We start from the raw sequence: 24,529 nt of genomic DNA on the forward strand, positions 1-24,529 counted from the left end.
CAAGTATTAACACTTATAGTGGCCCATTATTTCTTTCCAAAAAGAACTTCTAATTTTAAATCTCAACATACAAATTCTTCTGCGAGTACAATATTAGCACATTCAGGATATTATACGTCTACTCGAATGCAGTTCCCAATCTTCTAAAAATTGATAGTTTAAGATGTTTTGAATTAAATGTGCAAGATTCCGTTCTAGATAATGCTGTAATACAAAATACTTTCTTTCTTGGATCTGTGGCATTTGGACCTACTACATTTGGTGCTAGAACTAGTTGTATTTCTCTAAAACAACCTCGTATATCAACTTCAAATTTTATTTTTGCACAAGCAGTAAGAACATTATCATGAGATCCAGATAAAATGGGTCTAAAATTCAATTGGAAGCAAATTTTAATGCTACTTTTGATTTGTTGAATTCAAATATTTTTTAAAACCAAACCAAGGCCGATGTTCTAAATAATTTAAATCATGTTCATGCTCATAAGCTTCCTGTTCAAAGGAAATGGAATGATAAGCTGCATGTTTTTTGTATCCTTTTAAACGATAAAATAAATATTCTAAAAGATACCAGATATAAAATGGAATGATTAATAATTCAGCTTGTTGTTGGAGATGAATTTTTTCATGATTAATAAGTATTGCATCATTCTTTTGATACTTGTGTTTTAAAAAAATAAAGGGCCAAATTGAAATTGCAGTTGCAAAATTATTAGTAAATATTCTCAAGAAGAATGGACATACCCAAATCATAACCTTGGGAACGTTTATAAAAACTGATATTGCCAGGAAGATTTTAAGGGAACCAACCATTGTTCCAAAAATTCTTTTTTATTTTTTACCAGGGGATTAAAAAACAACGTATCGTCATTAATTTTTTGATCTGCGTACAGTGATTTTAAATCATTGGCATGAACCTGAAAAATGTTATTATCCTTCAAATAATGAAATATCATTCTATTGAAAAAATCTTTATGATAGGTTCTGCCCAGATCTTGTAGGAAATGAACAGATTTATCTATGGAGCATCCGCCAGGGGAATTTAATTGATCATCAACAACGAATACTATAAAATAATTATGCAATATACCTCCAGTTGCAAAAAGGGCTGATTGATGGCTGGTCCATTGTCTTGTAAATTGTTGAATCGACTGATAAATTTCCGGAATCAAGGTATCTTCAATACATTGATCGGATGGATAAATCCATACTTTTGAAGTGTCGGGATACGCTATAAGGTCTAACATTAATCTTGCATTTGAGATAATATCAATTCGGATAAATCATAAACCATAACTTCATCTTGTTTGTCTTTTGATTTTACACCATCCTGAAGCATGGTTAAACAAAAAGGGCAATTGGCTACAATAGTATTTACACCTAAACCTAAAGCTTCTTCAATTCGTTCTTCATTGATACGTTTGTTTCCAGGTTCATCTTCTTTAAACATTTGTGCACCACCAGCACCACAGCACAAACCATTTTTGCGTGAACGTTTCATTTCTTTAATTTCGAAATGAAGTTGTTCAATCACAGAACGTGGCGCTTCATAGACGTCATTGATTCTACCTAAATAACATGAATCGTGATAGGTGACAGAATTCATGTCTGATGGATTCATTTTTATTTTACCTGTTTTCAAAAGCTCATCTAAAAACTGTGAATGATGCATTACTTCATAAGTTCCGCCTAGTTCAGGATATTCATTTTTGATCGTGTTAAAACAATGCGGGCAGGTACACACTATTTTTTTAATTTGATATCCATTCAGTGTTTCGATATTCTGAAGCGCCAACATTTGAAACAAAAATTCATTACCTGCTCTACGCGCCGGATCTCCGGTACATTTTTCTTCATTGCCCAGTATGGCATATTTGATTCCGACTTTGGATAATATTTCAGCGAAAGCTCTGGATACTTTTTGTGCTCTTGCGTCATAAGATCCTGCGCATCCAGTCCAAAAAAGAACGTCTATGTCACGACCTGCGCTAACTTCTTCGCTTAGTATGGGTATATGATTCATATTTATCTATTGTAAATTTGGATAACTTTAGAAATATGTTGAGATATAAATACTTGGTTAAGTTTACATGTCTCCAGACAATCGATTTTTTCTGGCATCAATAAAACTTCTAATATAAACGATCATGGCAGCTGCACAACTTACGATCATTAAAACGACACGTAAAATAGCCATATTGTTTCCTGCATTAATACTATTTCGCAATGGTAAAAACAAGACAATTAATATTAGAAAAGTGAGTACAACTACAACGTGTGCCACCGTTTTATTCTCTGCTTTAAATGGTTTATGAAAGAAGGACAATAGGATACCTAAAGCTGGAACGATCAAGGTATGTGTATCTCTGCCTGAAGCACTGTAACTCCATAATCCCAAAATTACCAATAAGGTTGCATTAAATAGATTAGCTTGGTATGGTTTCATTTTTGAATTGACTTTAGTCTTTAATTAAATAAATAATTTTATGATTAATTTGGTTTTGTATCATTTTTTGGGGCTGGTTCTTCAAATATTTCATCTTCATCAGTGCCTGAGTTCTTAGGTAATACAGAATTATCCATGTTTTGATTTTCCATAGTGGCTTTGAAAGTTGCACAATTCAATTCTACACCTAAATCCCCTGGAGGTCTGTAAAAATCTACGTCGGTTTGAAATCCTGATTCTGGTGTTGCTTCAAGTTTTGAAATGAATTTAGTGAAGAAAGGTTTTGCCATCACACTACCTTGTCCATTGGTTAAAGAAAGAAATCTAATCCATGGATCTTCACCACCTACCCAAGTACCTACAACTAAATTGGGTGTAATGCCCATGAACCATCCATCAACATAATCATTGGTTGTTCCTGACTTTCCTCCAACCGGGGTTTTAAGTCCATAAACTTGACCTGATTTGCGCAAGAGGTCGACCATCACATAATTATAATTAGCAGGAAGTGCTACGTTTTTAACGGGTGTGTTGCGATAAATAACTTTACCATTTTTATCTTCAATTCTTGAAATATAATAAGGTTTAACATATTCTCCATTATTTGAGAATGTAGTATATGCACCTGTCATATCCATTACTGAAAGATCAGCTGAACCTAAGACTATTGAAGGGAACCTTGGAATCACCAGGCCGCCATCTTTGCGTCGGGCCAGGCTATCAATTCCCATAGAATTCAGCAATTCCCTAATGGGTTCAACGGTACCAAGAAGGATGACTAATTTAACGGTAATGGAATTTTTTGAATAAGCTAAGGCATTGTATAAATTAAACATTTTTCCTGTAAAACTTTCTCCGGCATTAGCAGGGGACCAGGCTTCAGGTAATCCAAAATTAGGATCGCCTGCAGGGATGGTATATTGCACGTCTTGAAATTCATTACATGGACTTATGCCCATTTTTGCAATGGCGGTAGCATATACAAAAGGTTTAAAAGTAGATCCGACCTGACGTCTGGAATTCACGTGATCATATTTAAAATATTTAAAATTAGTTCCGCCAAGCCAGGCTTTGATTTCACCAGTATGAGGGTCGACTGCCATTGATCCGATTTGCATATGTTTGCGATGATATTTAATGGAATCGAGGGGAGACATTTCTACGATCTTACTACCTTGAGTTGTGTAATCATAAACAGACATTTTAATAGGTGTTGTCATTTGCAAACGCATTTCTTTTTCAAATGAAGTCCATAATTTTGCAATGGAAGGCCATTGTTTACTATTATAAATTTTCATTGAAACATCATATTGAGTTTGATTAATTTGTTTCTTTTTTAATTCATCTTTTAGGAATCCTTTTTTTTCCATTTCATTTACGATTCTTTGGATGGTTCGATCATTAATATCGACATGACCAATTTCATCTTCGAGTTTTGACATGATTTTGCCAAAATATTTATTCCATACCAGGTAAAATCTGTCTGTTTCCCGAATTAAATTATTCAAAGCATCTTTTCGGATTCGCTTCATATTATCATCAGCTTCATAGGTCCAGGGATCTTGCGAAGACCAGACATTAAAATAAGCTTTTTGAATACTCATCATATGTTCTTTACCTGCGTCTTCAGCAAGTTTTTGATAAATAGGATCTATGGTGGTATAAATTTTTAAACCATCTTCATATATATTAAATTTTGAACCATCCGGTTTTTTAAATTTTTCTTCTTCAAACATTTCTTTTAATTTCTTACCCAATTCTGTTCTGAAATGTGGTGCAAGACCTTCGAGATGATTTTCTCTTCTAAATTGAGAAATGTCGAGGGGTAATTTTTTATAAGCTTCAAATTCTTTTTTTGAAATATGACCATTTTGTTGGACCAATGCAAGAACAGTATTTCGTCGGTCTAAAGCTAAATCCGGAAATTTTTTTGGATTGAATAAAGTTGGATTTTTGAGCATTCCAATAAGCATTGCACATTCATCTAATCGCAAGGAGCGTTGATCTTTTCCAAAGTATGTTTTAGCGGCAGTTTGAACACCTTGTGCCTCATAAATAAAATCAAATTTATTGAGATACATGGCTATGATTTCTTCTTTGGTGTAGGATTTTTCCAATTTTATTGCGGTCAACCATTCTTTCATTTTAACTCTGACCATCATTACGGATTTGACCAATTTATTTTTGCCTTTAAGATTAGGTCGTTCAAATAGGAGTTTTGCCAACTGTTGAGTAATCGTACTGCCACCACCGGACTCATCTTGATTTAATAACACGGTTTTGAAGAATACTCTGATTAATGCTAAAAAATCTATCCCGGAATGACTGTAAAATCTTAAATCTTCTGTAGAAAGTAAGCAGTGAATCAAATGTGGATTTAGGCTATCGAATTGGAGGAATTCACGATTTTCATTATAATATTTTCCAAGTACTGAATTATCATTAGCAAAGACCAAACTTGCTTGACTGTAATTCGGATTCTCCAATTCTTCAAAGGTCGGAAGGTTGTCGAATGAAATGAGAAATAACAACAGATAAGCCAATAGAAGTCCCACCATTATGAGTTTCCAAATTCCATTTATAGCTGTATTAAACCAGGGACGATCAGATGGTTGTTCCCCTGAATGAATATTGGTTAATTTGAATTCCTTTCTAAATATTGACCAGCGTTCTAAAAATTGATTCCACATGCTATGTTAAAAAATATAAATCAAGGTTTAAATAATATTATAATACTCCAAAGATTTAATGATAAGCTCTGGTTTAACATCTATATCCACACGACCCTTACCGGGAACTTCCAACAAACTAAAACCAATTTTATGATTCGATTTTTTTTTGTCACCATTCATCCAATAGATCAGGTCATCCACTCGATCTAAAGGGACAGTAAAAGTAGGTAAAAAAGGTTTTAAAAGTGTAGTAAATTTAGCTAACCAGTGAGATTTCCAATTGAAAAGTTGATCAGAAAGCCATGCTTCATACAACATTCCCAATGCAATAGCCTCACCATGAAGAATGTCTGTACCATCAGCTAAAGCCATACTTTCAATGGCATGACCGTAAGTATGTCCAAAATTAAGCATTTTTCTCGGGCCTTTTTCATAAAAATCTAGGTCTACGATATCCATTTTGGTTCGAATTGATTTTTTGAGGTAGGACTTAAGGGTTTCGGTGTCCAGAGGCCAGGTATAATCACATAATTCCTCCCAATATGGTGGGTTATCAATAAATGCGTGTTTAATCATTTCAACATAGCCGTTTTTGAGATGCCTATCAGGTAATGTTTCCAGAAAAGTAGTATCAATTAACACTGCTTTGGGAGCATTAAATAGTCCAATTTGGTTTTTGAAGCCTTTAAAGTTAATCCCATTCTTACCGCCATGAGCAGCATCCGACATTGCCATTAAACTTGTAGGGATATAAATAAAATCAATACCTCTGAGTAGTGAAGAGGCGCAAAATCCGGTAATGTCGCATACGACTCCCCCACCCAGTGCAATGATTAAACTGTTTCTATCTATTTGGTTATTTAGACAAAACTCCCAAATATGTTCGCAGGTTGATAAATTTTTAGAAGATTCACCGGCCTGGATACTATACTGGGGACAATCGGAAAGTCCTGTTTTTTGATAAAAATAGGGAACACAATGTTGATTGGTATTGCTATCAGAGATAATAAAAATCTTCGAATAATCGCACATTTGAAGGTAGGAAGTCCAGCGATCCCAGGGATTTTGAAAAAAGAGTTGTGGATTATCCGGTTGTGTTTTTTGGATCATGATGCAAGGTAGGAACTCTTTGAACAAAAATTCAAACAATTGAAATGATATATTAATTTAATTTTAAATATGTTTATATATTTAAAATATTATTAATGTATTTGTGGTTGTTAACCATCTGTAAAACCAAATATACGATGACTTGCTTGCAAATTATTTTATACCCATGTATTTTTTTGGGTTTTCAAAGAAAACTGATTTATCCAAAATCCTATTCGAATATCTTAGTTGGTTTGGAATTCATTCAATTCACCTATTTATAAAATTATCTAATTTGCCGGTCTATCTTTTTTGTAAAATATTTTTGGTATCTATTGAATAAATTTTTAAACCTGCGTTTAATGCATACTTTATATTAAAAAACATGCGTTCGTTAGCAATTTGAAAATGATTAATGGAATAATCCAATAATTGACCATTAATAATCATACCAGGCATAATCTCATGTTGATTGAGCATATCTGTAATGCTTCTAACATTCTCTTGAAGTAAATCATTGAGTTGAGTTTGCAGCATTTTTTTTATTTTTGATTCTGCAATATTTTTTAGAAGTGCAAGAATTGTTTTTTCAAATCGTTTTCCTTCAATGCTTTTCAATGTAAATTCAGATAATGAAATCATCTTTGTGGCTTGATCATATTGCGGAATAAATCGCATTTCCAAAAGGCCATTAAAAGCTCCAGATGTTTTAAGATTTACAATGACTTGTTCACCCTGGCCACTAAGGTCAATTTTATTAATTTTAATTTTACTAATCCCGCTTCCGTATTCCTGATTTTCAATTCCTTCTTTGATCAGCAAGCTCAAGTAATTCATAGGTACTCTACTTTGTATAGTGAAACTAGATCCATCTTCCACATAAGGACGAATTGAAAAGCCTAAGTTGTTTTCTAATTCAAGGGGTCTTTGCTCTGCAATAACGTTTTCAAGATAGAATAGAATCGGAATGATTAAAGAATCATTTTGAATTTTAAAAGGACCTAATGCAATTTCGCTTGGACTAGAATATAGATGAATAATATTATCCTCAGTGGAATAAAACGGATCAATGAAATAAGTAAATAATTTAGATTTTATTTTATTCAAATCTACGCTGGAATGGATATAGTCGTCAATACTTTTTTGCAATTCTAATTTATATTTTTTTACAATTTGATTGGCAATCCCCTCAATAGGAATGGGTACCCCCAGCACTTTTAGCACAGGTTTTTTATTCCATTTATAATTAGTTATTTCGGATTTGCTCAGAAACTGATTTTGGAAAATATCAAATTTACTGCTGATTTGGAGTTCAAGTTCACCTATGGCTTTTATGTTGCTAAAATTACCAGTCGGACTTATTTCGAGATCAATGGGCAAGGTCAATTTCAATTCATTGCCGATTGCTTGTAGGTTTAAATCATTTGACATAAAGGCTTTGCATTTGTAACCTCCTTCCAGAGTTATGCCTTCACCAATGGAATATTTGACAATTTCGTTGACAACCCTATTTAATTCAATGGATCCGATAGATATTGGAATCATTAAATAAGAAATAGGTATTCTGGTATATTCCGTGCTCAGTTGGTTTTCAATTTCGATTGGACTCATTTTTTTATTGCATTGTGTTAACAACAAAATCCCTAATATTACAGTTAGTATTCCAATTAATTTCATTAATTATTATTTGTGAATTTCTTTTGTATAAAGGTAAATATCACTAAATTGTTTAAACATGCTTCAAAATTAAAATATGTATATCAAGCATCCATGGCACGGTGTAGATCCTGAATGGGATCAACATCATTTATTAGGTTTAATTGAAATTTCAAAGGGACTTAAGTCGAAGTATGAAATTGATAAATTGAGTGGATTACTCAAATTGGATCGGGTATTGCATACGTCATTTGAATATCCTATTAATTATGGATTTATACCGCAGACATTGGGTGAGGATGGCGACCCTTTAGATATATTGGTGCTGTCACAAATTAACATTGTGCCATTATGTTTGGTTCGTTGTTATGTCATAGGTGTAATGCATATGATTGATCGTGGTAAAGGTGATGATAAGATTATTGCTGTTGCCGCATCAGATCCTAGTGTTAATGAAATTAAAACTTTGGATCAATTACCCAAATATTTGGAAGCAGAGTTGCGACATTTTTTTCAGCAGTATACCGTATTAGAAAATAAGCAAGTTACTGTAAATGACTTTAAGGGAATTGATGATGCCCGAAGGATTATCAATGAAGCTGTAGATAGGTATCAGACCTCAGGATTTGATGGAAGTGAGCTATAACTAAATTGAAATAATTTCTCCAACAAATTTCATTCATTCTATTTACCTGTTTATTAATAGAAATTAATTGGTTAATAGGCTGCACCTTTTATTAAAATCAAATCATCTTGCAAAGCTTATTAAATTGAATCTACAGAAATGACTCTTGAATATATAGAAAAGTAATATTAAAAATCATTTTTATACTGTTGATTCAAACAGACACAAGTCCTTTGTAATTAAATGCCTTATAGACGTTGATCCATTGTAATTAATTGCACCACCGTATTGGATCATTTTTTTTTTAATATACCTTGTTCGCTATGCTACGCTAACCAATTAGGACCATTAATATTTAGATGAATTGGTTTATCATTAATTATTCTTGGGGGATGGTTAATATTGACCTATGGCCCACAATGTATGGTAGTATTAAAATTTCAGTTAAAAAGTATATTTTTATGCTCTATATTGTGATAACAATTTGCGTAGAAAGTGTACTTAATATACCTGTTTAATTGCTTGAAGAAGCCCGAAGTAGATATGTCCCATCACACAACAGCTATCAAATTATTAGATATTGTTCACTTTAAGGATAACCAATGAAAAACCAGTTTTTAGTCTTCGTATTTATTTATTTTATTGCTGCCCTTACAGCGCATCAGGCTTACCCACAAACTAATACTCCAAAAGGGGCAACACCGATAAACGCAAACGAAAAGCCGTTAGAAATAAAAAATACCTATGCGGTCGTTGTCGGCATCTCTGATTATCAGGATCCTGGAATCCCTGATCTTCGATTCGCAGATAAAGATGCTGAGGCATTTGCAAATTACCTTAGATCAAGTGCTGGTGGTAAACTGGATGGAGATCACATGAAAGTTTTAATTAACCAGCAAGCTACAATGGCGCAATTTGCAAATACATTGGATTGGTTGTGGGAGGTATGTAAGGAAGGAGATGAAGCTATTATTTATTTTTCAGGGCATGGAGATGTAGAGAAAAAGAGTTTGACGCAGCCTGGATTTTTGTTGTGTTGGGATGCACCCGCGAGGGTTTATATGGCTGGTGGAGCCTTTGCATTGCCTATGTTGCAGGAAGTCATTTCTACGCTTTCAATTCAGAATAAAGCTAAAGTTATTGTGATTACAGATGCTTGCCGATCCGGTACACTTGCTGGAAGTTCTGTAGGAGGAGCACAGGCAACTGCTGCGAACCTTTCCAAACAATTTGGCAATGAAATTAAGATCATGTCTTGTCAACCCAATGAATACAGTATTGAAGGTGAGCAATGGGGCGGAGGACGAGGTGCATTTTCATATCATCTTCTTGATGCGCTTTATGGAATGGCAGATAACAATAAGGATCAGTTTGTCACATTGCAGGAAGTAGGAAGATATCTAGAAGATCATGTTTCCAATGAAGTGGCACCTGTGAGTCAGGTTCCGATGACTGTTGGTAATCGCAATGAAAGATTAACTAACGTGGATGAGCATGTATTATCATCCATTAAATCGGGAAAAGTAAATCAGACCATGATGTTATCAGCCATTGAGTCTCGAGGTATTGAAGAAGATGTTTTGGCTAAAGTGGATACGAACACAAAAAGAATTTATGCACTTTTTAAAAGTACATTGAAGGAGAAAGTATTTTTGGAACCTGCAAACGCTTGTGCAGAAGCATACTACCAACAATTAATTTTAGAACCAAAACTAGAGCGATTGCATTCTACTATGAAGCGCAATTACGCAACAGCTTTACAAGACGATGCACAACAGGTTTTGAACACCTTGCTCAAAACGGGATTAACTAAAGAAGTACTTCGCAAATCTAGGTCACGCTCCATCTATCGTAATTATCCTATTTATTTGCAACGTGCTGCAGCGTTGTTAGGCGAACAACATTATATGTTTAAGACCTTAATGGCACGTAAATTTTTCTTTGAAGGAAAAATCCAACCCACTCCGGAATTACGCCAATCCTTCTACCATCAAGCTTTGAGTTGGCAACCTGACTTACCGCATGTGTTGTGTGATATGATCACCGTTTTCAATGCAAATCAGGAAGATTCTGCCGTTTATTATGCTGCAAAAGCATCTGCATTGATACCTACATGGGTGTTGCCATACATCCTGTTATCTGAATTTTATGAATTTAGAATGGGGAATCCAGAGAAGGTGGAAAAAGTTTTAGATGATGCCATTAAAGTAGATTCCAACTCAGTCTATTTATGGTATGTTATCGCTGGGTTTTATGCCAATCATGGAAGATATGCCGAATCTGAGAAATGGTTTTTAAAAACCATTGATGCAACAGCAAATGATGTTTGTTTTCCATGTGCACATAATGAGTTGGGGGTATTGTATACCGATATGAATCGTTTAAAAGATGCGGAAGAGCAGTTTAAAAAGGCCTTGCAACTCGATTCGAATTTTGGGCATGCGTATAGTGGGATGGGCTTGGTTTATATGAGAACACAAAGACCTGAAGAAGCTGAAAAATACTATATGAAAGCACTTGAATTAGATCCGGAAGATGGACCTACACATTATAATCTTGGTGATTTATATCTCATCACCGGACGATTTGATCTAAGTGAAAAACATTTGAAAAAAGCACTTCTCAACAACAGGCAAAATCCATTTATATATGAGGTATTGGGAAGGTTATATACTGAGACTAAAAAGTATTCTGAATCCGAACAAATGTTTCGTAACGCTATTGAACTGGATGCGAATTATGGTAAAGCATATTCCGGACTTGGAATTGTGTTTCTCAGTACCAACAAATTAGATGAAGCAGAAAAAGCTTTCAAAAAAGGTATTGTTGCGGATCCAAAAGATATAGATCTGCGATACAATCTTGCCTGTGTACACAACCTAAAAGGTGAAACGGATCAGGCTTTCGATGCTTTGGAACAAGCATTTCAGGCAGGCTTTAACGATTACGATTGGATACAGCAAGATGAAGACCTGAGTAATTTGAGAAAACAGACACAAAGATGGAATGCAATGATGAAAAAATATTTTCCAGAAAAAGTCAAATAGTCAATAAGTAAAAATGAAGAAAATAATTTTATTTATACTATTACTACCCATTGGATTTGATTCATTCGCACAAATAAAAGGTGCCACGCCAATTACAAACCTAAGCGGTCAGTCGTCAGGGGACCGAATTACTTATGCGGTTGTGATTGGTATCTCAGACTACCAAGATAAGGACATCCCGGATCTTCGATTTGCGGATAAGGATGCGGAGGCATTTGCGAACTTCTTGCGCTCGCCAGCTGGGGGAGCATTGGATGCGGATCATCTCAAGGTGCTACTGAATGAAAAAGCGACTGTTGCTCAATTTGCCATTGCGTTAGATTGGTTGATGGAAGTGGTGAAAGAGAATGATCAAGTTATCATATATTTTTCTGGTCATGGAGATGTAGAAAAAAAGACGATTACACAGCCAGGTTATCTTTTATGTTGGGATGCACCATCGAGAGTTTATTTAGCAGGAGGCGCATTAGCCCTTCCGATGTTTCAAGATATTATTACAACGCTTTCTGCACAAAATAAAGCGAAAGTGGTAGTAATTACCGATGCATGCCGATCCGGAAAACTTGCAGGCAGCAGTGTAGGGGGATCACAAATAACTGGTGCCAATCTTGCGAAACAATATTCCAATGAAATTAAAATTCTATCCTGTCAACCCAATGAATATTCTATTGAAGGAGAGCAGTGGGGAGGTGGACGCGGTGCATTCAGTTATCACCTCCTTGATGCATTGTACGGAATGGCAGACCATAACAATGATCTGATCGTAAATTTACAAGAAGCAGGACGATATATTGAGGATCATGTCAGTGAGGAAGTCGCGCCGGTGAGTCAGGTACCTGTAATATTAGGCAATAGGGTAGATGTTTTATCAAAGGTAGATTCTAAAATATTAGCTTCTTTAAAATCAGGAAAGTCAAGTCAAGTAACTTTTTTATCTTCAGTAGATTCCCGAGGAATGGAAGAAGATGTTTTATCAAATGTAGACTCAAGCGTACAGCTAAGCTATCAACTTTTTAAAAAAGCTCTGGAAGATAAAATCTTTTTTTCAAATTCAATTGGCGATAAAAATAGTTCAACCATCGTCTTCGGTGCAGATTCATTGTTTAATCAGTTGATTCAGGAATCAAAATTAGAGCGATTACATTCCACAATGAAAAGAAATTATGCAGCAGCTTTGCAAGATGATGCACAACAAGTGATGAACACACTGTTAAAAACCGGATTAACGTCCTATGTACTTTCCAATATTACCGAATCCGAGCAATATAGAAATTATCCAGCATATTTACAGCGTGCGGCAGAATTACTTGGAGAAAAACATTACATGTATGCTCCGCTACAAGCACGTAAGTATTTTTTTGAAGGAAAAATAAGGGGAAATAAAAAAGTCATAAAAAGTGCCTATTTAAAAGCATTAGAATGGCAACCCGATATGCCTCATGTGTTTATGGAGATGATCACAATTTGTGATTCTATAGAGGTAGATTCGGCAGAGTTTTTTAGAAAAAAAGCAAATGAATTAGTGCCGAATTGGATCGTACCTTATTGCAATCTATCTGTTTTTTATCAAAGTGTAAATCACAATAATGTCAAAGCAGAAGAAATGTTAAATATGGCTGGCGCGTTGGATTCTAATTCAATATTTGTTTGGTATTCAAAAGGCATGTTCTATTATAAAACAAAACAAGACAAACAGTCTGAACAATGGCTTCTTAAAACCATTGAAAGTACAGGAGAAGACATTTGCTTTCCTTGTGCATCTAATGCGTTGGCAAGAATTTATCTTCATCAAAATCAATTTCAACAAGCAGAAAAATATTTTAAAAACGCCATCCAACTTGACTCCAATTTCAAAATAGCTTATGTCGGACTTGGGGCAGTTTATGCCCAACTAGGACGCTATGTCGAGGCAGAAAGTGCCTTAAAAAAGAATATTGAACTCGGTAATCCTTCAGCGAATACTTTTTTGAACTTAGCAGGTATTTGTACAGAAACTGGACGTTTTGTGGAAGGAGAAGCCTATGCATTAAGGTGTCTTGAAATTGATTCCACTTCTAGTATGGCTTACTCTACACTGGGAAACATTTACTATCAACTTAACAATTATAATAAAGCTGAGAAGTATTTGCTAAAATCTATAAGTATTAATCCTAACAACCCTTTTCCTTATTCTGTGTTAGGCTCATTATTTATTAATATGAATAGGTTAGAAGAAGCGAAAACCTACTTTTTGAAAACCATAGAAATTGATAAGAGTAACGGAACAGCTTGGGTCAATCTTGGTGGAATTTATCTTGAAGCTAAAGATTATAAACATGCTATTTACTATTTCCAACAAGCGCTTAAAGTTGAACGATCTTTTACACATCCTTATTCACACTTGGGGTTGGGAAAATGCTACCTACAACAAAGTCAATTTACAGAAGCCATACAAGAATTCAATAAGGCAATATCTTTCAATCCGGATTTAAGTGATATTTATCTTCAACTTGGTATCGTATACCTAAAAACCAATAACGCAAAAGAGGCTAGGGAATCCTTTCAGAAAGCCATTGAACTCAGTCCTAAGGATGGGGCAATGATGTTAGGTATAGCTTATTTTTTTATATCGGAAGGGAAGGTTGACGAAGCGTTTGCTGAAGTTGAATTGGCCATTAAGAATGGGATCACTAAAGAACAATTGGAAAAAGATGAAGACCTAGCTCCTCTAAGGATGAAAGGTATAAAATGGAATACATTGATGAAGAAGAACTTCCCTGAGAAAATGTAAATTGTGAATTACAGGGAATGCAATTACGAATTACGAAAAGATATTACGAACTACTGAAAGAAAAATTACGAAATAGGTGAAAGAATTACGAGAATAAATTACGAATTTTTTATGTAATACCTGATTAAAAACAACTGACTATTTTAAACTCAAATGCAATAAATGAAAAACCAGATTTTAATATTAGTATTTGCTCTATTTGTTTCTGCAATTGAAGCACAACAATCTAATGCTAACATTAATGCGGAAAAAGGGATAGCTCCGATAAAAGTCGTCAGTGATCAGTCGACAGTTGTCAGTAATACCTATGCTGTCGTTGTTGGCATCTCCGACTATCAAGACCCAGGTATTCCTGATTTGCGTTTTGCGGATAAGGACGCAGAAGCTTTTGCAAACTTTCTTAGATCCAAGGCTGGAGGTTCAGTTCATGGCGATAATCTCCAATTATTGACTAACGCTCAGGCTACAGCAGGGCGTATAGCAGAAGCTTTGGATGCCATTATTGAAAAAGCAAAAAAAGATGATTTGGTCATCATTTATTTCTCAGGTCATGGCGATGTGGAAGGAAAAAAATTAACTCAGCCAGGTTTTTTGCTTTGTTGGGATGCTCCATCACGTGTTTATATGGGTGGTGGTACTTATTCCTTGTCTTTTTTGCAAGAAGTAGTATCCACACTTTCAATACAAAATCAGGCAAAAGTAGTGGTCATAACCGATGCTTGCCATGCAGGAAAACTAGCAGGAAGCCAGATTGGGGGAGCGCAACTCACTACTTCCAATCTTGCAAAACAATATGCCAATGAAGTGAAGATCCTGTCTTGCCAACCCAATGAATTCAGTCTGGAAGGACCACAATGGGGTGGCGGACGTGGTGTTTTTAGTTATCACTTGGTAGATGGGTTGTATGGACTTGCGGACCGCAATAATGATGGACAAGTAACTCTTGGGGAAATAGATCGGTATCTCGAGGATCATGTCACAGCTGAGGCTGCACCTCAAAGTCAAGTACCCATTTTGTTAGGCAACAAAATGGATCGCTTGGCCACAGTAAATTCAAATGTCCTTGTTGATTTAAGAAAAAATAAAAGCTTAGATATGGCTGTGTTTGCTTCTATAGAGAGTCGCGGTTTTGAAGAAGAAATTTTGTCCAAGGCTGATACAACTATTCAAGTTATGTATAAAGCTTTCAAACAGGCTGTAGCTCAAAAGCGGTTTTTATATCCTGAAAGTGATTGTGCGGAAAAGTACTATATTCAGTTAGAACAAGTGGCGGAACTTGCACCACTTAGAGGAATCATGAAAAGAAACTATGCCGCAGCTTTACAGGATGATGCCCAACAAACTATTAATAAATACATGAAAGCTGAAGTGCATGAAGTTAGCCTTTCACCAAAAACCAAAATTACCCGTTATGATGACTTTCCTCGCCAATTAGCACGTGCTGCTGAGTTGTTAGGGGAAAACCATTATCTCTACCGAACCTTACAAGCCCGAAAAGCTTATTTCGAAGGATTTCCATTAATTTTTGGTGGCGAATTTACGCAAGAAATGCTTCAGAAGGCTGGTTCAAAATTTCAGGAAGCCCTATCATGGGATCCTGACATGCCGCTCGCTCTCTTGGGAATGGAATGGTTTTACGGATTTGGTTTAGCAGTGGCCGATTCTGCGGAATACTATGCTCGTAGAGCAACAGTGAATTCGCCCACTTGGATACTTCCCTATGTTAAGCTTTCAGTAGTTTATTCCGAAATGTTGTCTGATTTTGTAAAGTCTAAGGAATATCTCGACTTAGCAGCAAAGATTGATTCCACTTCACCACTTTATTGGGAAGCAGAAGGAGCGTATTATTTTTTTCAAAATCGTTTCACTGAAGCTGAAGTTCTATTAAATAAAATTCTCGCGACTGGTTCCACATCCAATTGTTTGCCTTGTTCTCAAAAGTTGTTGGTTAAACTTTACCTAGAAACCGGGCGATTAGAGGAAGCTTTGATTATTTCAAAACAATCTATACTTTCAGATTCCTCTAATTATACATCGCACATTTCTTTAGGGACTGTGTTGACAAAAATGGGTAGGTATAATGAAGCGGAAGAGGAATTCAAGGTAGCGTCCTTTCTTTCTGCTCAAAAGACAAATCCTGAAGTTAATTTAACTTATTGGAGGTCCTTTATCTATAGTCATCAAAATAAAATGGATGAAGCTTTTGAAGCATTCGAACAATCCATCAAACTTGGCTACGACGATTATGCATGGATGGTGGTTGACCCAGATATGGCATTACTACGCGCCCAAACCGTGCGATGGAATGCACTTATGAAAAAATACTTTCCAGATAAAGTTAAAAATTAAATACAATAGCCAGGAGAACAATTACGAATTGCAAAAATAATAACAAAATTTCAATTGCGAATTGCGGAGAAAAAAATTATCACTATAAAACATTAAATGAAAAACAAGATTTTAATTTTAGTATTTGCTTTAATTGTTGCTGCTGTTGGAGCACAACAAGATATTCCAAAATCGAAGACAGAAAAAGGAATAAGCCCTCAAACAATTAGTAATCAACAAATATTGGCTAATAATACCTATGCAGTTGTCGTTGGCATTTCCGATTATCAGGATCCAGGAATTCCTGATTTGCGTTTTGCAGATAAAGATGCGGAAGCCTTTGCAAACTTTCTTAGATCCAAGGCCGGAGGATCAGTCCATAGTGACAATCTTCAATTATTGACCAACACTCAGGCTACAGCAGGGCGTATAGCAGAAGCTTTGGATGCCATTATTGAAAAAGCGAAAAAAGATGATCTGGTTATCATTTATTTCTCAGGTCACGGCGATGTGGAAGGAAAAAAATTAACGCAGCCAGGTTTTCTACTTTGTTGGGATGCTCCATCTCGTGTTTATATGGGTGGAGGAACCTATTCCTTGTCTTTTTTGCAGGAAGTAGTATCCACACTTTCAATACAAAATCAGGCAAAAGTAGTGGTCATAACCGATGCTTGCCATGCAGGAAAACTAGCAGGAAGCCAGATTGGGGGAGCTCAACTTACTACTTCTAATCTTGCAAAACAATATGCCAATGAAGTAAAGATCCTGTCATGTCAACCCAATGAATTCAGTCTGGAAGGACCACAATGGGGTGGCGGGCGCGGTGTCTTTAGTTATCATTTGGTAGATGGATTATATGGACTTGCTGACCGAAATAATGACGGACAAGTTACTCTTGGGGAAATAGACCGATATCTCGAAGATCATGTCACAGCTGAAGCTGCTCCTCAAAGCCAAGTTCCCATTTTGTTAGGCAACAAAACGGACCGTATGGCGAATGTAAATTCAAATATCCTTGCAGATTTAAGAAAAAATAAAAGCTTAGATATGTCTGTATTTGCTTCAATAGAAAGTCGAGGTTTTGAAGAAGAAATTTTGTCCAAGGCTGATACAAACATTCAATTCATGTATAAAGCTTTCAAACAGGCTGTAGCTCAAAAGCGATTTTTATATCCTGAAAACGATTGTGCGGAAAAGTACTATGTTCAGCTAGAACAATTGGATGTACTTGCTCCACTCAGAGGAATCATGAAAAGAAACTATGCCGCAGCCCTTCAGGATGATGCCCAACAAGTATTGAATAGGTTATTAATTTCTGATCCAACTATATATGGTATGTCTGTAAAATTGCAAGCAAATAAATATGAACTATTTCCTAAGTATTTAGAGAGATCTGCAGAATTGCTTGGGGAAAAACACTACTTGTACTTCATTTTAATGGCAAGAATGAATTTTTTTAAAGGATATTTATTACAATTATCAAATGTCAATTTTAATAAAAATATAGGACTTCGATCCATAGAATATTTTAATAAGGCTATTCTATTACAAGAAGATTTTCCATTGCCTTATTGGCAATTAAGTAATGTGTATGGTCGAATTTTTAATAAATTGGATTCTACAAAATATTATTCAAAACGTGCTATGGATCTACAGCCAAACTGGCTTCTTCCTTATTTGTCAATGGCCATAATCATGGACAAATCATTCAAACAATTCGAAGCTGCTGATCAATATTTTGAATTAGCTAACCAAATTGATTCAAATTCAGCTATCATTTTAAATGGCAGAGGTGTTTATTACGAAGATCAAAATGAATATTTAAAAGCGGAAGTGTATTATAAAAAAGCTGTATTGACGGCTCCACAGTTTGTATACCCTTATAGAAACCTCGGATATATATATATGGAAAGAAAAAGATTTGTTGAATCTGAAGAAATGTTTAGGATCGTACTTCAATTAGACTCAATGAATGAGTTTGCAATTACATCACTTGCAACTTTATATTTAAATGTAAATCAATTTGCCAAATCTGAAACATATTATGTTAAAGCACTCAAAATTGATTCAAGTGCAATTAATTTTCAAAATTTAGGTTTTTTTTATGTTAAAACTAAGAAATATAAGCAAGCGGAGCAATATTTTATTAAAGCCATCCAACTTGATTCAAGTCTTGCTGTTGCTTTTTCAAATCTTGGGTTTATTCAAAAGGAAACCAAACGGTTTAATGAGGCAGAAAAAAATTTGAAAACAGCAATTCAACTTGATCCAAATCTTGCAATTGCATATTTAAATTTAGGTTCGTTGCAAAAGGAAACCAAACGGTTTATTGAGGCAGAAAATAATTTGAAAAAAGCCATTGAACTTGACCCTAGTGCAGATGCTTATAATGGTTTAGGATCATTGTATTTAATAAATCAACAATTCAATGTAGCAGAAATTGTTTTGAATAAAGCTATTCAACTAGATTCATTACATAAACGTTCTATTAATGACCTTGGATATCTTTATTACATAACAGGTCGGTTAAAGGAATCAGAGGTATTTTTTCAATTAGCATATAAAATTGATCCAACTGATAATTATGCATTGAATTGTCTTGCGTGTTTATACAGCAAATTCAATCAAGTAGATAAGGCGTTTACCTATTTGAATCTAGCTTTGGAGCAAGGATGGAATAATATTGAGCAGTTGGAAAACGATGATGATTTATTGCTTTTGCGAAATCAAAAGGAAAAATGGAATGCACTGATGAAAAAATATTTTCCGGAAATAATGAAATAGTTTTAATTGGCCATTGACAGCCAACCAGCGACGGATGTGTTTTAGATATAAAGTAATTAATGTAGAAATAAATAATAAATTACGAATTGCAAATTATTTTGATTTAACTTGCATTAAATTAATGATACAAAATGAAAAACCAAATTTTAATTTTAATATTTACTTTTTTGGTTAAAGTTAGTTACGCTCAGGAAAATGCAACCCACATGCCTTCTGAAAAAATTGCTAATCAAAAAACGGTTGGGCAGCAATCAGAAGCATATTATAAACAAGAAATTGTATCAGATCCAAATAATGCAATTAATTATTATAATTTGGGCTTATATTATGCAAGTTTATATCAATTCGATGATGCAGAAGTACAATATAATAAAGCCATTGAATTAGATTCCAACTTTGGATTAGCCTACACAGGTCTTGCTAGTTTATTTCTGGCTTCAGGACAAATGGAAAGGGCGATAGCAGCTTGTGAACGAGCCTTGAAAACGGACTCTTTATCAGCTGTCAATTATTTGAATATGGGAGTCATGCAATTTCAAAATATGAAGTTTGAAGTAGCGGAGCAAAGTTTCTTAAAAGGCATTGAAATAGATACAATGAATGCGGAACTATGTTTGAATATGGGAACGCTATTGATGCAAATCAGTCGACAAACTGAGGCAATTGTTTATTTAAAAAAAGCATTGCAAATTAATCCAAACGACCCGGGATCGCCTTATAGTTTGGCAAGTATCTTTAGTAGTCAAGAGCAAATAGAGGATGGATATACTTATCTAGAAATTGCTCTAAAAAATGGTATTTCATTTTATGATATGTTGCAAGTAGATGTTACACTGACATCATTGAGGAAGGACGCGGTACGATGGAAAGCATTAATGAAAACATATTTTCCTAAGAAAATAAAATAATTTTTCTAAAATATTATTTTTTAATAATGAAAGGCAAGGAATAAATATTGACTTGACCTGCAGGAACATTTGATGTAGGTCCTCGAGTGCCTAGAGATTCATCTTTGTAATAAGTCTGATTGATAAGAAGTTCAAAGGGATCTTTTTCTTGAAGATCATCCATGCCTCTTCTTTGATCTAAAGGACGGAGATTGATTGGATTTTTGGTAGCGATTAATTTAAATAATTCCTGCCCTAAAGGTTCGTTAAGACGGAAGGATGTAGGTACGACAATACTGGCTCCAGGATTAATATAATAATCGGAAGGTGAATCATTTGATTTGGGTAATAGTACATTTGTTTTATTGTCTGGTTGAATGTCAAGTAAAGTATAATAACAAGGTTTGGTCCCAGTATTTTTTACCATAATTTTGACTTCGTCTCCCACACGGATTATCAAATTACCAGCCGCATCTTTCATGCTGTCTTGGGCGAAAGATTCACTAACTTTGATTCCATTTCTGGCTATTAGGATCAACTTAAATTCTACTGCAATCTGTTCGTTTTCCTGAGTTAATTTTCTTAAATACTGCGATTGGCCAAATTGTGTAATGGCAGATTTTAAGGAATACATGAGATCATTAGCAGAAGATGATTTTGAAAGTGCAACTATTTCAATATCGTTTTTTGCAATTAAGAATATTTTTTTTGAATCTTCAATTAGAATAAGATCTGGATTGTGATCCACTTTCTTTAAATAAGGAAGCTTAAATAATTGTTTAAAAAGGTCAGGATCCAAGGAATTAAGCGTTCCTTTTAATTGTATTTTAATGGTTAGATCTCCAAAATTTTCTTCTTTTACCATCACCCAAGATGACTCACATAATGCTTGTGAAATGCCATCTGGTATTTCAACTATGCAAGTGCTGGAGCCAGATACCTTTACTGTGCCAATAGCTATTGGTTTGACATTTTTTATATCTCTGCTTTCAGGTTGATAAAAACCCATTACTGTTCCTGGAGTAATACCATTTAAAAATCCTCCATCCAGAGTGATGGTGTTTTGATCTTGCCATTCTTTAACCCGAAAATAATTAGGCGTTCCGAGATATCTGCCTCCTAAGACAGGTTGTGCTAAAATACCTGAAGCTTCAGGAATTTGATTATTAATGTGCATTCCAATAATCAACTTAATTCTATCAAAAAGTTGTTGGTAGCTTGATTCTGGTTTTAATGCATGTATGGCTTTACTAAAAGCATAACTCAATGCACCATAGTTTTTACCATCTTCACCTTGAATTTCATAGTTGAGTTGATTTGCCATAGAACCAAAAAATGCAATCATTGAAGCCATTTGTGATTCATCTTCAGGTTTAGTTTCCGATTGATTCATATCGTGTTTGCTTCGATCAGTCTTCTGGCGGTACGCTTCTGGGGCCATGGCTATATCTGTGCCGCGTGCACATCCAATAGCGCGTGTGGATGTTCCAGAATGACATGCATCAATAGTTAACATGAAATGGCCTTTAGGACCAAGTTTAGTTCGGATTTTATTATAGGCTAGATTTAATTCATCATCGGTGATGTGGTTCTCGCCTTCATAGACTCCTGGAATAAAATCTGAAGAAGCATCAAACGGGACTAGAGCCTCATCATATCCATCCAATTCGTCAGCATTGAGATCCTGGACTTGTTGGCCATGACCTGAAAAATGAAAATAAGCAATATCCCCTATATTAAGCGTTTTTAAAAAATCATTTTGAAGGGCATTAAGTATGAGTTTTTTAGTTGCACCTTCATTTTTAATAATACTAATATTTTTTTCAGAGAAGCCTAATTTAATCAAAGCACTTTGGATGATGGGGATATCATTGTTGGAATTAATTCCTCTAAATCCACTTGCTTTTGGGTAATCGGAAATGGCGACAATGAGGGCTTTTTTATTTTGGCCAAATGCAGGTGAAAGCAAGAATGTAAAAATAACTATATGTAAAAATCGGTTCATTTATAAAACTATTAGATAACACTACAAAATAGCAAACAGTAATTTATGTCGCAGTATACCATAGTCCAAAATTAGTCTATTAATTGAATGTTTTATAAAGTTTTATAAAGTTTTGATTTATTTATTTTAAAGTGTGATAATAAATTTTAATATGCAAGAGTATAAATCGCCCAAATATAGATACCTAAATATCAACTGTGGTTATCAGCATTATCGCTTTTTGATTAATATATTATTTATGTATTATAGTATAGTTAAGTTGATCTTTAAACCAAAGAGGTAAAAAGGTTCTAAGAACTTAATTTTTTAATTTTATTACATGCTTCAAGACTATTCAATTGCAATCATTTTTTTTTTGTAAAAAAAATTAAAAATGATTTAGTTTACAATTATAATTATATTGCGATTTATTTAAAACAAAATTTATGAAAAAATTATATTCAATATTTTTTTTAAGTTCATTTATAAGTGTAAATTTATTTGCTATTACTTATCATGTTAAAACGGATGGAAAAGATACAAATAATGGATTGAGTATAAACACGGCGTTCAAGACTATACAGACGGCAACTAATAAAGTACAGGCGGGAGATAGTGTTTTGGTGTATGATGGACTTTATAAAGGTTTTGATCATTTTTATAAAGCAAGTGGAACAGTGAGTAAGCCTATCGTATACATTGCAATGGGTTCCAAAGTGATTATCAATCAATCTTGTGGTCGTGGATTCGACGGTTGCAATATTGAGGGCAATGATTACATAGAAATGAATGGATTCAAAGTCTATGGAATTTCCGATCCGGTAGGTAGTGGCGAAGATGGTATTCGAGCGGTTTTGGCCAATCATATTACGATTAGGAATTGTGAGGTGGATAGTTGTTATAGGGGAATATTTACAGGTTATACCGATGATTTTTTAGCCGAAAATAATATTTGCAGACGATCGCATGGCGAGCATGGCATATATGTCTCCAATAATAGTGATCGGGTGATTGTTAGAAATAATATTTGTTATGGAAACAAAGCTGCGGGCATACAATTGAATCCTGATTTAAGCAGTGGGTCACCAGGTATTTCCATAGATGTAAACATATATAATAATATATGTTATAATAATCGGATTGGATTGAATCTTCAGGGGATTTATTATTCTAAAGTTTATAATAACCTGATTTATAATAATGGATTATCAGGTGGTGGCAATGGGATGACTTTTTTTCTGGGCGATGCAGCTACTGGATGCAATGATGTAAAAGTTTACAACAACACGGTTATCGTTCCTTCAGCATCTCAATGGTGTATCTTAGCTATAGATAGTGATAGTTTATTTATCAAGAATAATATTTTACTTAGTTTTTCTGCTAAAGGCAGTATAGATTTAGAATCCGGATGTACCCATTATTTTGGGGATTACAATTTGGTGAATGATAAATTCACATTAGATCAAGGGAGTAGTTTTATTAATTTTGCAGCATGGCAAAAGTTGGGCCACGATGCACATTCTATTTTAGTTAAAGATAATGCTGCTGTATTTAATAATTTAATGACGAATGATTATCATCTTGCTGTAAATTCAGTTGCAATAAACAAGGGAACATCAGAAGTAGCCTCAATTGTTAATCAAGACCTTGAAAAGAATGCAAGGCCGATTGGTGGACAATTCGATATTGGTTGTTATGAGAAGTTAGGTGTGACAGGTTTACAAAATGAATTTCAAGATAAGACGTTTCAATTGGTGCGCTATGGCAATCAATTTAGTTTTTCGGGTTTGAATGAGGATATGTCAGTTGAAATTTTTAATTTAGAAGGTCAAAGTGTAACAAAGGGGCAACAATTTGAAAACAACATATTTAATACTGGAATTTATGTCTATCATGTATTAGATATTAAGGAACACAGGAGAGTTGGGATGGGTAAGATTTTTATATCGGATGGACATTAATTACAGCCAGAACAATTTTTTAAATGCTAAGCTTAAAGAGCCAAAAGACCGCATTGAGTATATGAATTGTAAGGCATTTATATAATGATATTCTGGTCTGATTATCTAGAGATTTGAATGTATTGACAAAAGAATGTGTAAAGTTTGGGAAGATTTCAAAAGGTAGCTTTGAGTGACGAAGGTGCCAAAAGTTATAAGTTTTTCATAATCAAGCCAAAAGACTTGACCATTGAAGAAGAAATTAAATTTTTTGGTTTTTTTGAATTATTTGAACATATATT

General features: G+C 34.5%; 16 protein-coding genes. 7 read left to right on the forward strand and 9 right to left on the reverse strand.

Annotation, left to right across the window (positions count from 1 at the left end; genetic code table 11):
* Positions 1-118 precede the first annotated feature (118 nt).
* From IPK88_10355 to IPK88_10390, 8 genes are all read right to left on the reverse strand, one after another.
* Entirely contained in the window at positions 119-379 is a 261-nt protein-coding gene (locus IPK88_10355; protein MBK8243816.1) for a hypothetical protein, read from the reverse strand.
* Between the two features lie 19 nt (positions 380-398).
* Entirely contained in the window at positions 399-752 is a 354-nt protein-coding gene (locus IPK88_10360) for a hypothetical protein (GenBank protein MBK8243817.1), read from the reverse strand.
* A 14-nt stretch (positions 753-766) separates the two neighbouring features.
* On the reverse strand, positions 767-1,246 hold the full coding sequence (locus IPK88_10365; protein MBK8243818.1) for a hypothetical protein: 480 nt from the start codon (positions 1,244-1,246) through the stop codon (positions 767-769).
* Positions 1,246-2,022, reverse strand: coding sequence for a (Fe-S)-binding protein (locus IPK88_10370; GenBank protein MBK8243819.1), 777 nt, complete (start codon positions 2,020-2,022; stop codon positions 1,246-1,248). Before IPK88_10370 ends, IPK88_10365 begins: the two co-directional genes overlap by 1 nt.
* Before the next feature lie 63 nt (positions 2,023-2,085).
* On the reverse strand, positions 2,086-2,445 hold the full coding sequence (locus IPK88_10375; protein ID MBK8243820.1) for a hypothetical protein: 360 nt from the start codon (positions 2,443-2,445) through the stop codon (positions 2,086-2,088).
* A 44-nt stretch (positions 2,446-2,489) separates the two neighbouring features.
* The gene (locus IPK88_10380; GenBank protein MBK8243821.1) at positions 2,490-5,135 is read right to left on the reverse strand and encodes a transglycosylase domain-containing protein; all 2,646 of its coding nucleotides are present in this window, start codon (positions 5,133-5,135) and stop codon (positions 2,490-2,492) included.
* Between the two features lie 27 nt (positions 5,136-5,162).
* Positions 5,163-6,227 carry a 3-dehydroquinate synthase gene (locus IPK88_10385; protein MBK8243822.1) on the reverse strand — a complete coding sequence of 355 codons (1,065 nt, stop codon included), beginning with the start codon at positions 6,225-6,227 and terminating at the stop codon, positions 5,163-5,165.
* A gap of 282 nt (positions 6,228-6,509) precedes the next feature.
* Complete coding sequence (locus IPK88_10390; protein MBK8243823.1) at positions 6,510-7,883, reverse strand: DUF4403 family protein; 1,374 nt, start codon at positions 7,881-7,883, stop codon at positions 6,510-6,512.
* Positions 7,884-7,959: 76 nt separating this feature from the next.
* Between IPK88_10390 and IPK88_10395 the strand changes: the two genes are divergently transcribed.
* The 6 genes from IPK88_10395 (at position 7,960) to IPK88_10420 (ending at position 20,324) form a co-directional block, all read left to right on the forward strand.
* Positions 7,960-8,508 carry an inorganic diphosphatase gene (locus IPK88_10395; GenBank protein MBK8243824.1) on the forward strand — a complete coding sequence of 183 codons (549 nt, stop codon included), beginning with the start codon at positions 7,960-7,962 and terminating at the stop codon, positions 8,506-8,508.
* 581 nt (positions 8,509-9,089) lie between these two features.
* Complete coding sequence (locus tag IPK88_10400; protein ID MBK8243825.1) at positions 9,090-11,534, forward strand: tetratricopeptide repeat protein; 2,445 nt, start codon at positions 9,090-9,092, stop codon at positions 11,532-11,534.
* Positions 11,535-11,547: 13 nt separating this feature from the next.
* Entirely contained in the window at positions 11,548-14,304 is a 2,757-nt protein-coding gene (locus IPK88_10405) for a tetratricopeptide repeat protein (protein ID MBK8243826.1), read from the forward strand.
* A gap of 162 nt (positions 14,305-14,466) precedes the next feature.
* The gene (locus tag IPK88_10410; protein MBK8243827.1) at positions 14,467-16,653 is read left to right on the forward strand and encodes a caspase family protein; all 2,187 of its coding nucleotides are present in this window, start codon (positions 14,467-14,469) and stop codon (positions 16,651-16,653) included.
* Positions 16,654-16,749: 96 nt separating this feature from the next.
* A complete protein-coding gene (locus IPK88_10415) occupies positions 16,750-19,416 on the forward strand; it encodes a caspase family protein (protein ID MBK8243828.1) in 2,667 nt (888 codons plus the stop codon).
* A 131-nt stretch (positions 19,417-19,547) separates the two neighbouring features.
* Complete coding sequence (locus tag IPK88_10420; protein MBK8243829.1) at positions 19,548-20,324, forward strand: tetratricopeptide repeat protein; 777 nt, start codon at positions 19,548-19,550, stop codon at positions 20,322-20,324.
* A gap of 13 nt (positions 20,325-20,337) precedes the next feature.
* Here IPK88_10420 and IPK88_10425 read toward each other — a convergent pair whose 3' ends face one another.
* Positions 20,338-22,308, reverse strand: a complete 1,971-nt coding sequence (locus tag IPK88_10425) for a caspase family protein (GenBank protein MBK8243830.1) — start codon at positions 22,306-22,308, stop codon at positions 20,338-20,340.
* A 425-nt stretch (positions 22,309-22,733) separates the two neighbouring features.
* Between IPK88_10425 and IPK88_10430 the strand changes: the two genes are divergently transcribed.
* The gene (locus IPK88_10430; protein MBK8243831.1) at positions 22,734-24,248 is read left to right on the forward strand and encodes a right-handed parallel beta-helix repeat-containing protein; all 1,515 of its coding nucleotides are present in this window, start codon (positions 22,734-22,736) and stop codon (positions 24,246-24,248) included.
* Positions 24,249-24,529 lie beyond the last annotated feature (281 nt).

The organism is Candidatus Defluviibacterium haderslevense, assembly GCA_016712225.1.
In the GTDB taxonomy this organism is placed as follows: domain Bacteria; phylum Bacteroidota; class Bacteroidia; order Chitinophagales; family Saprospiraceae; genus Vicinibacter; species Vicinibacter haderslevensis.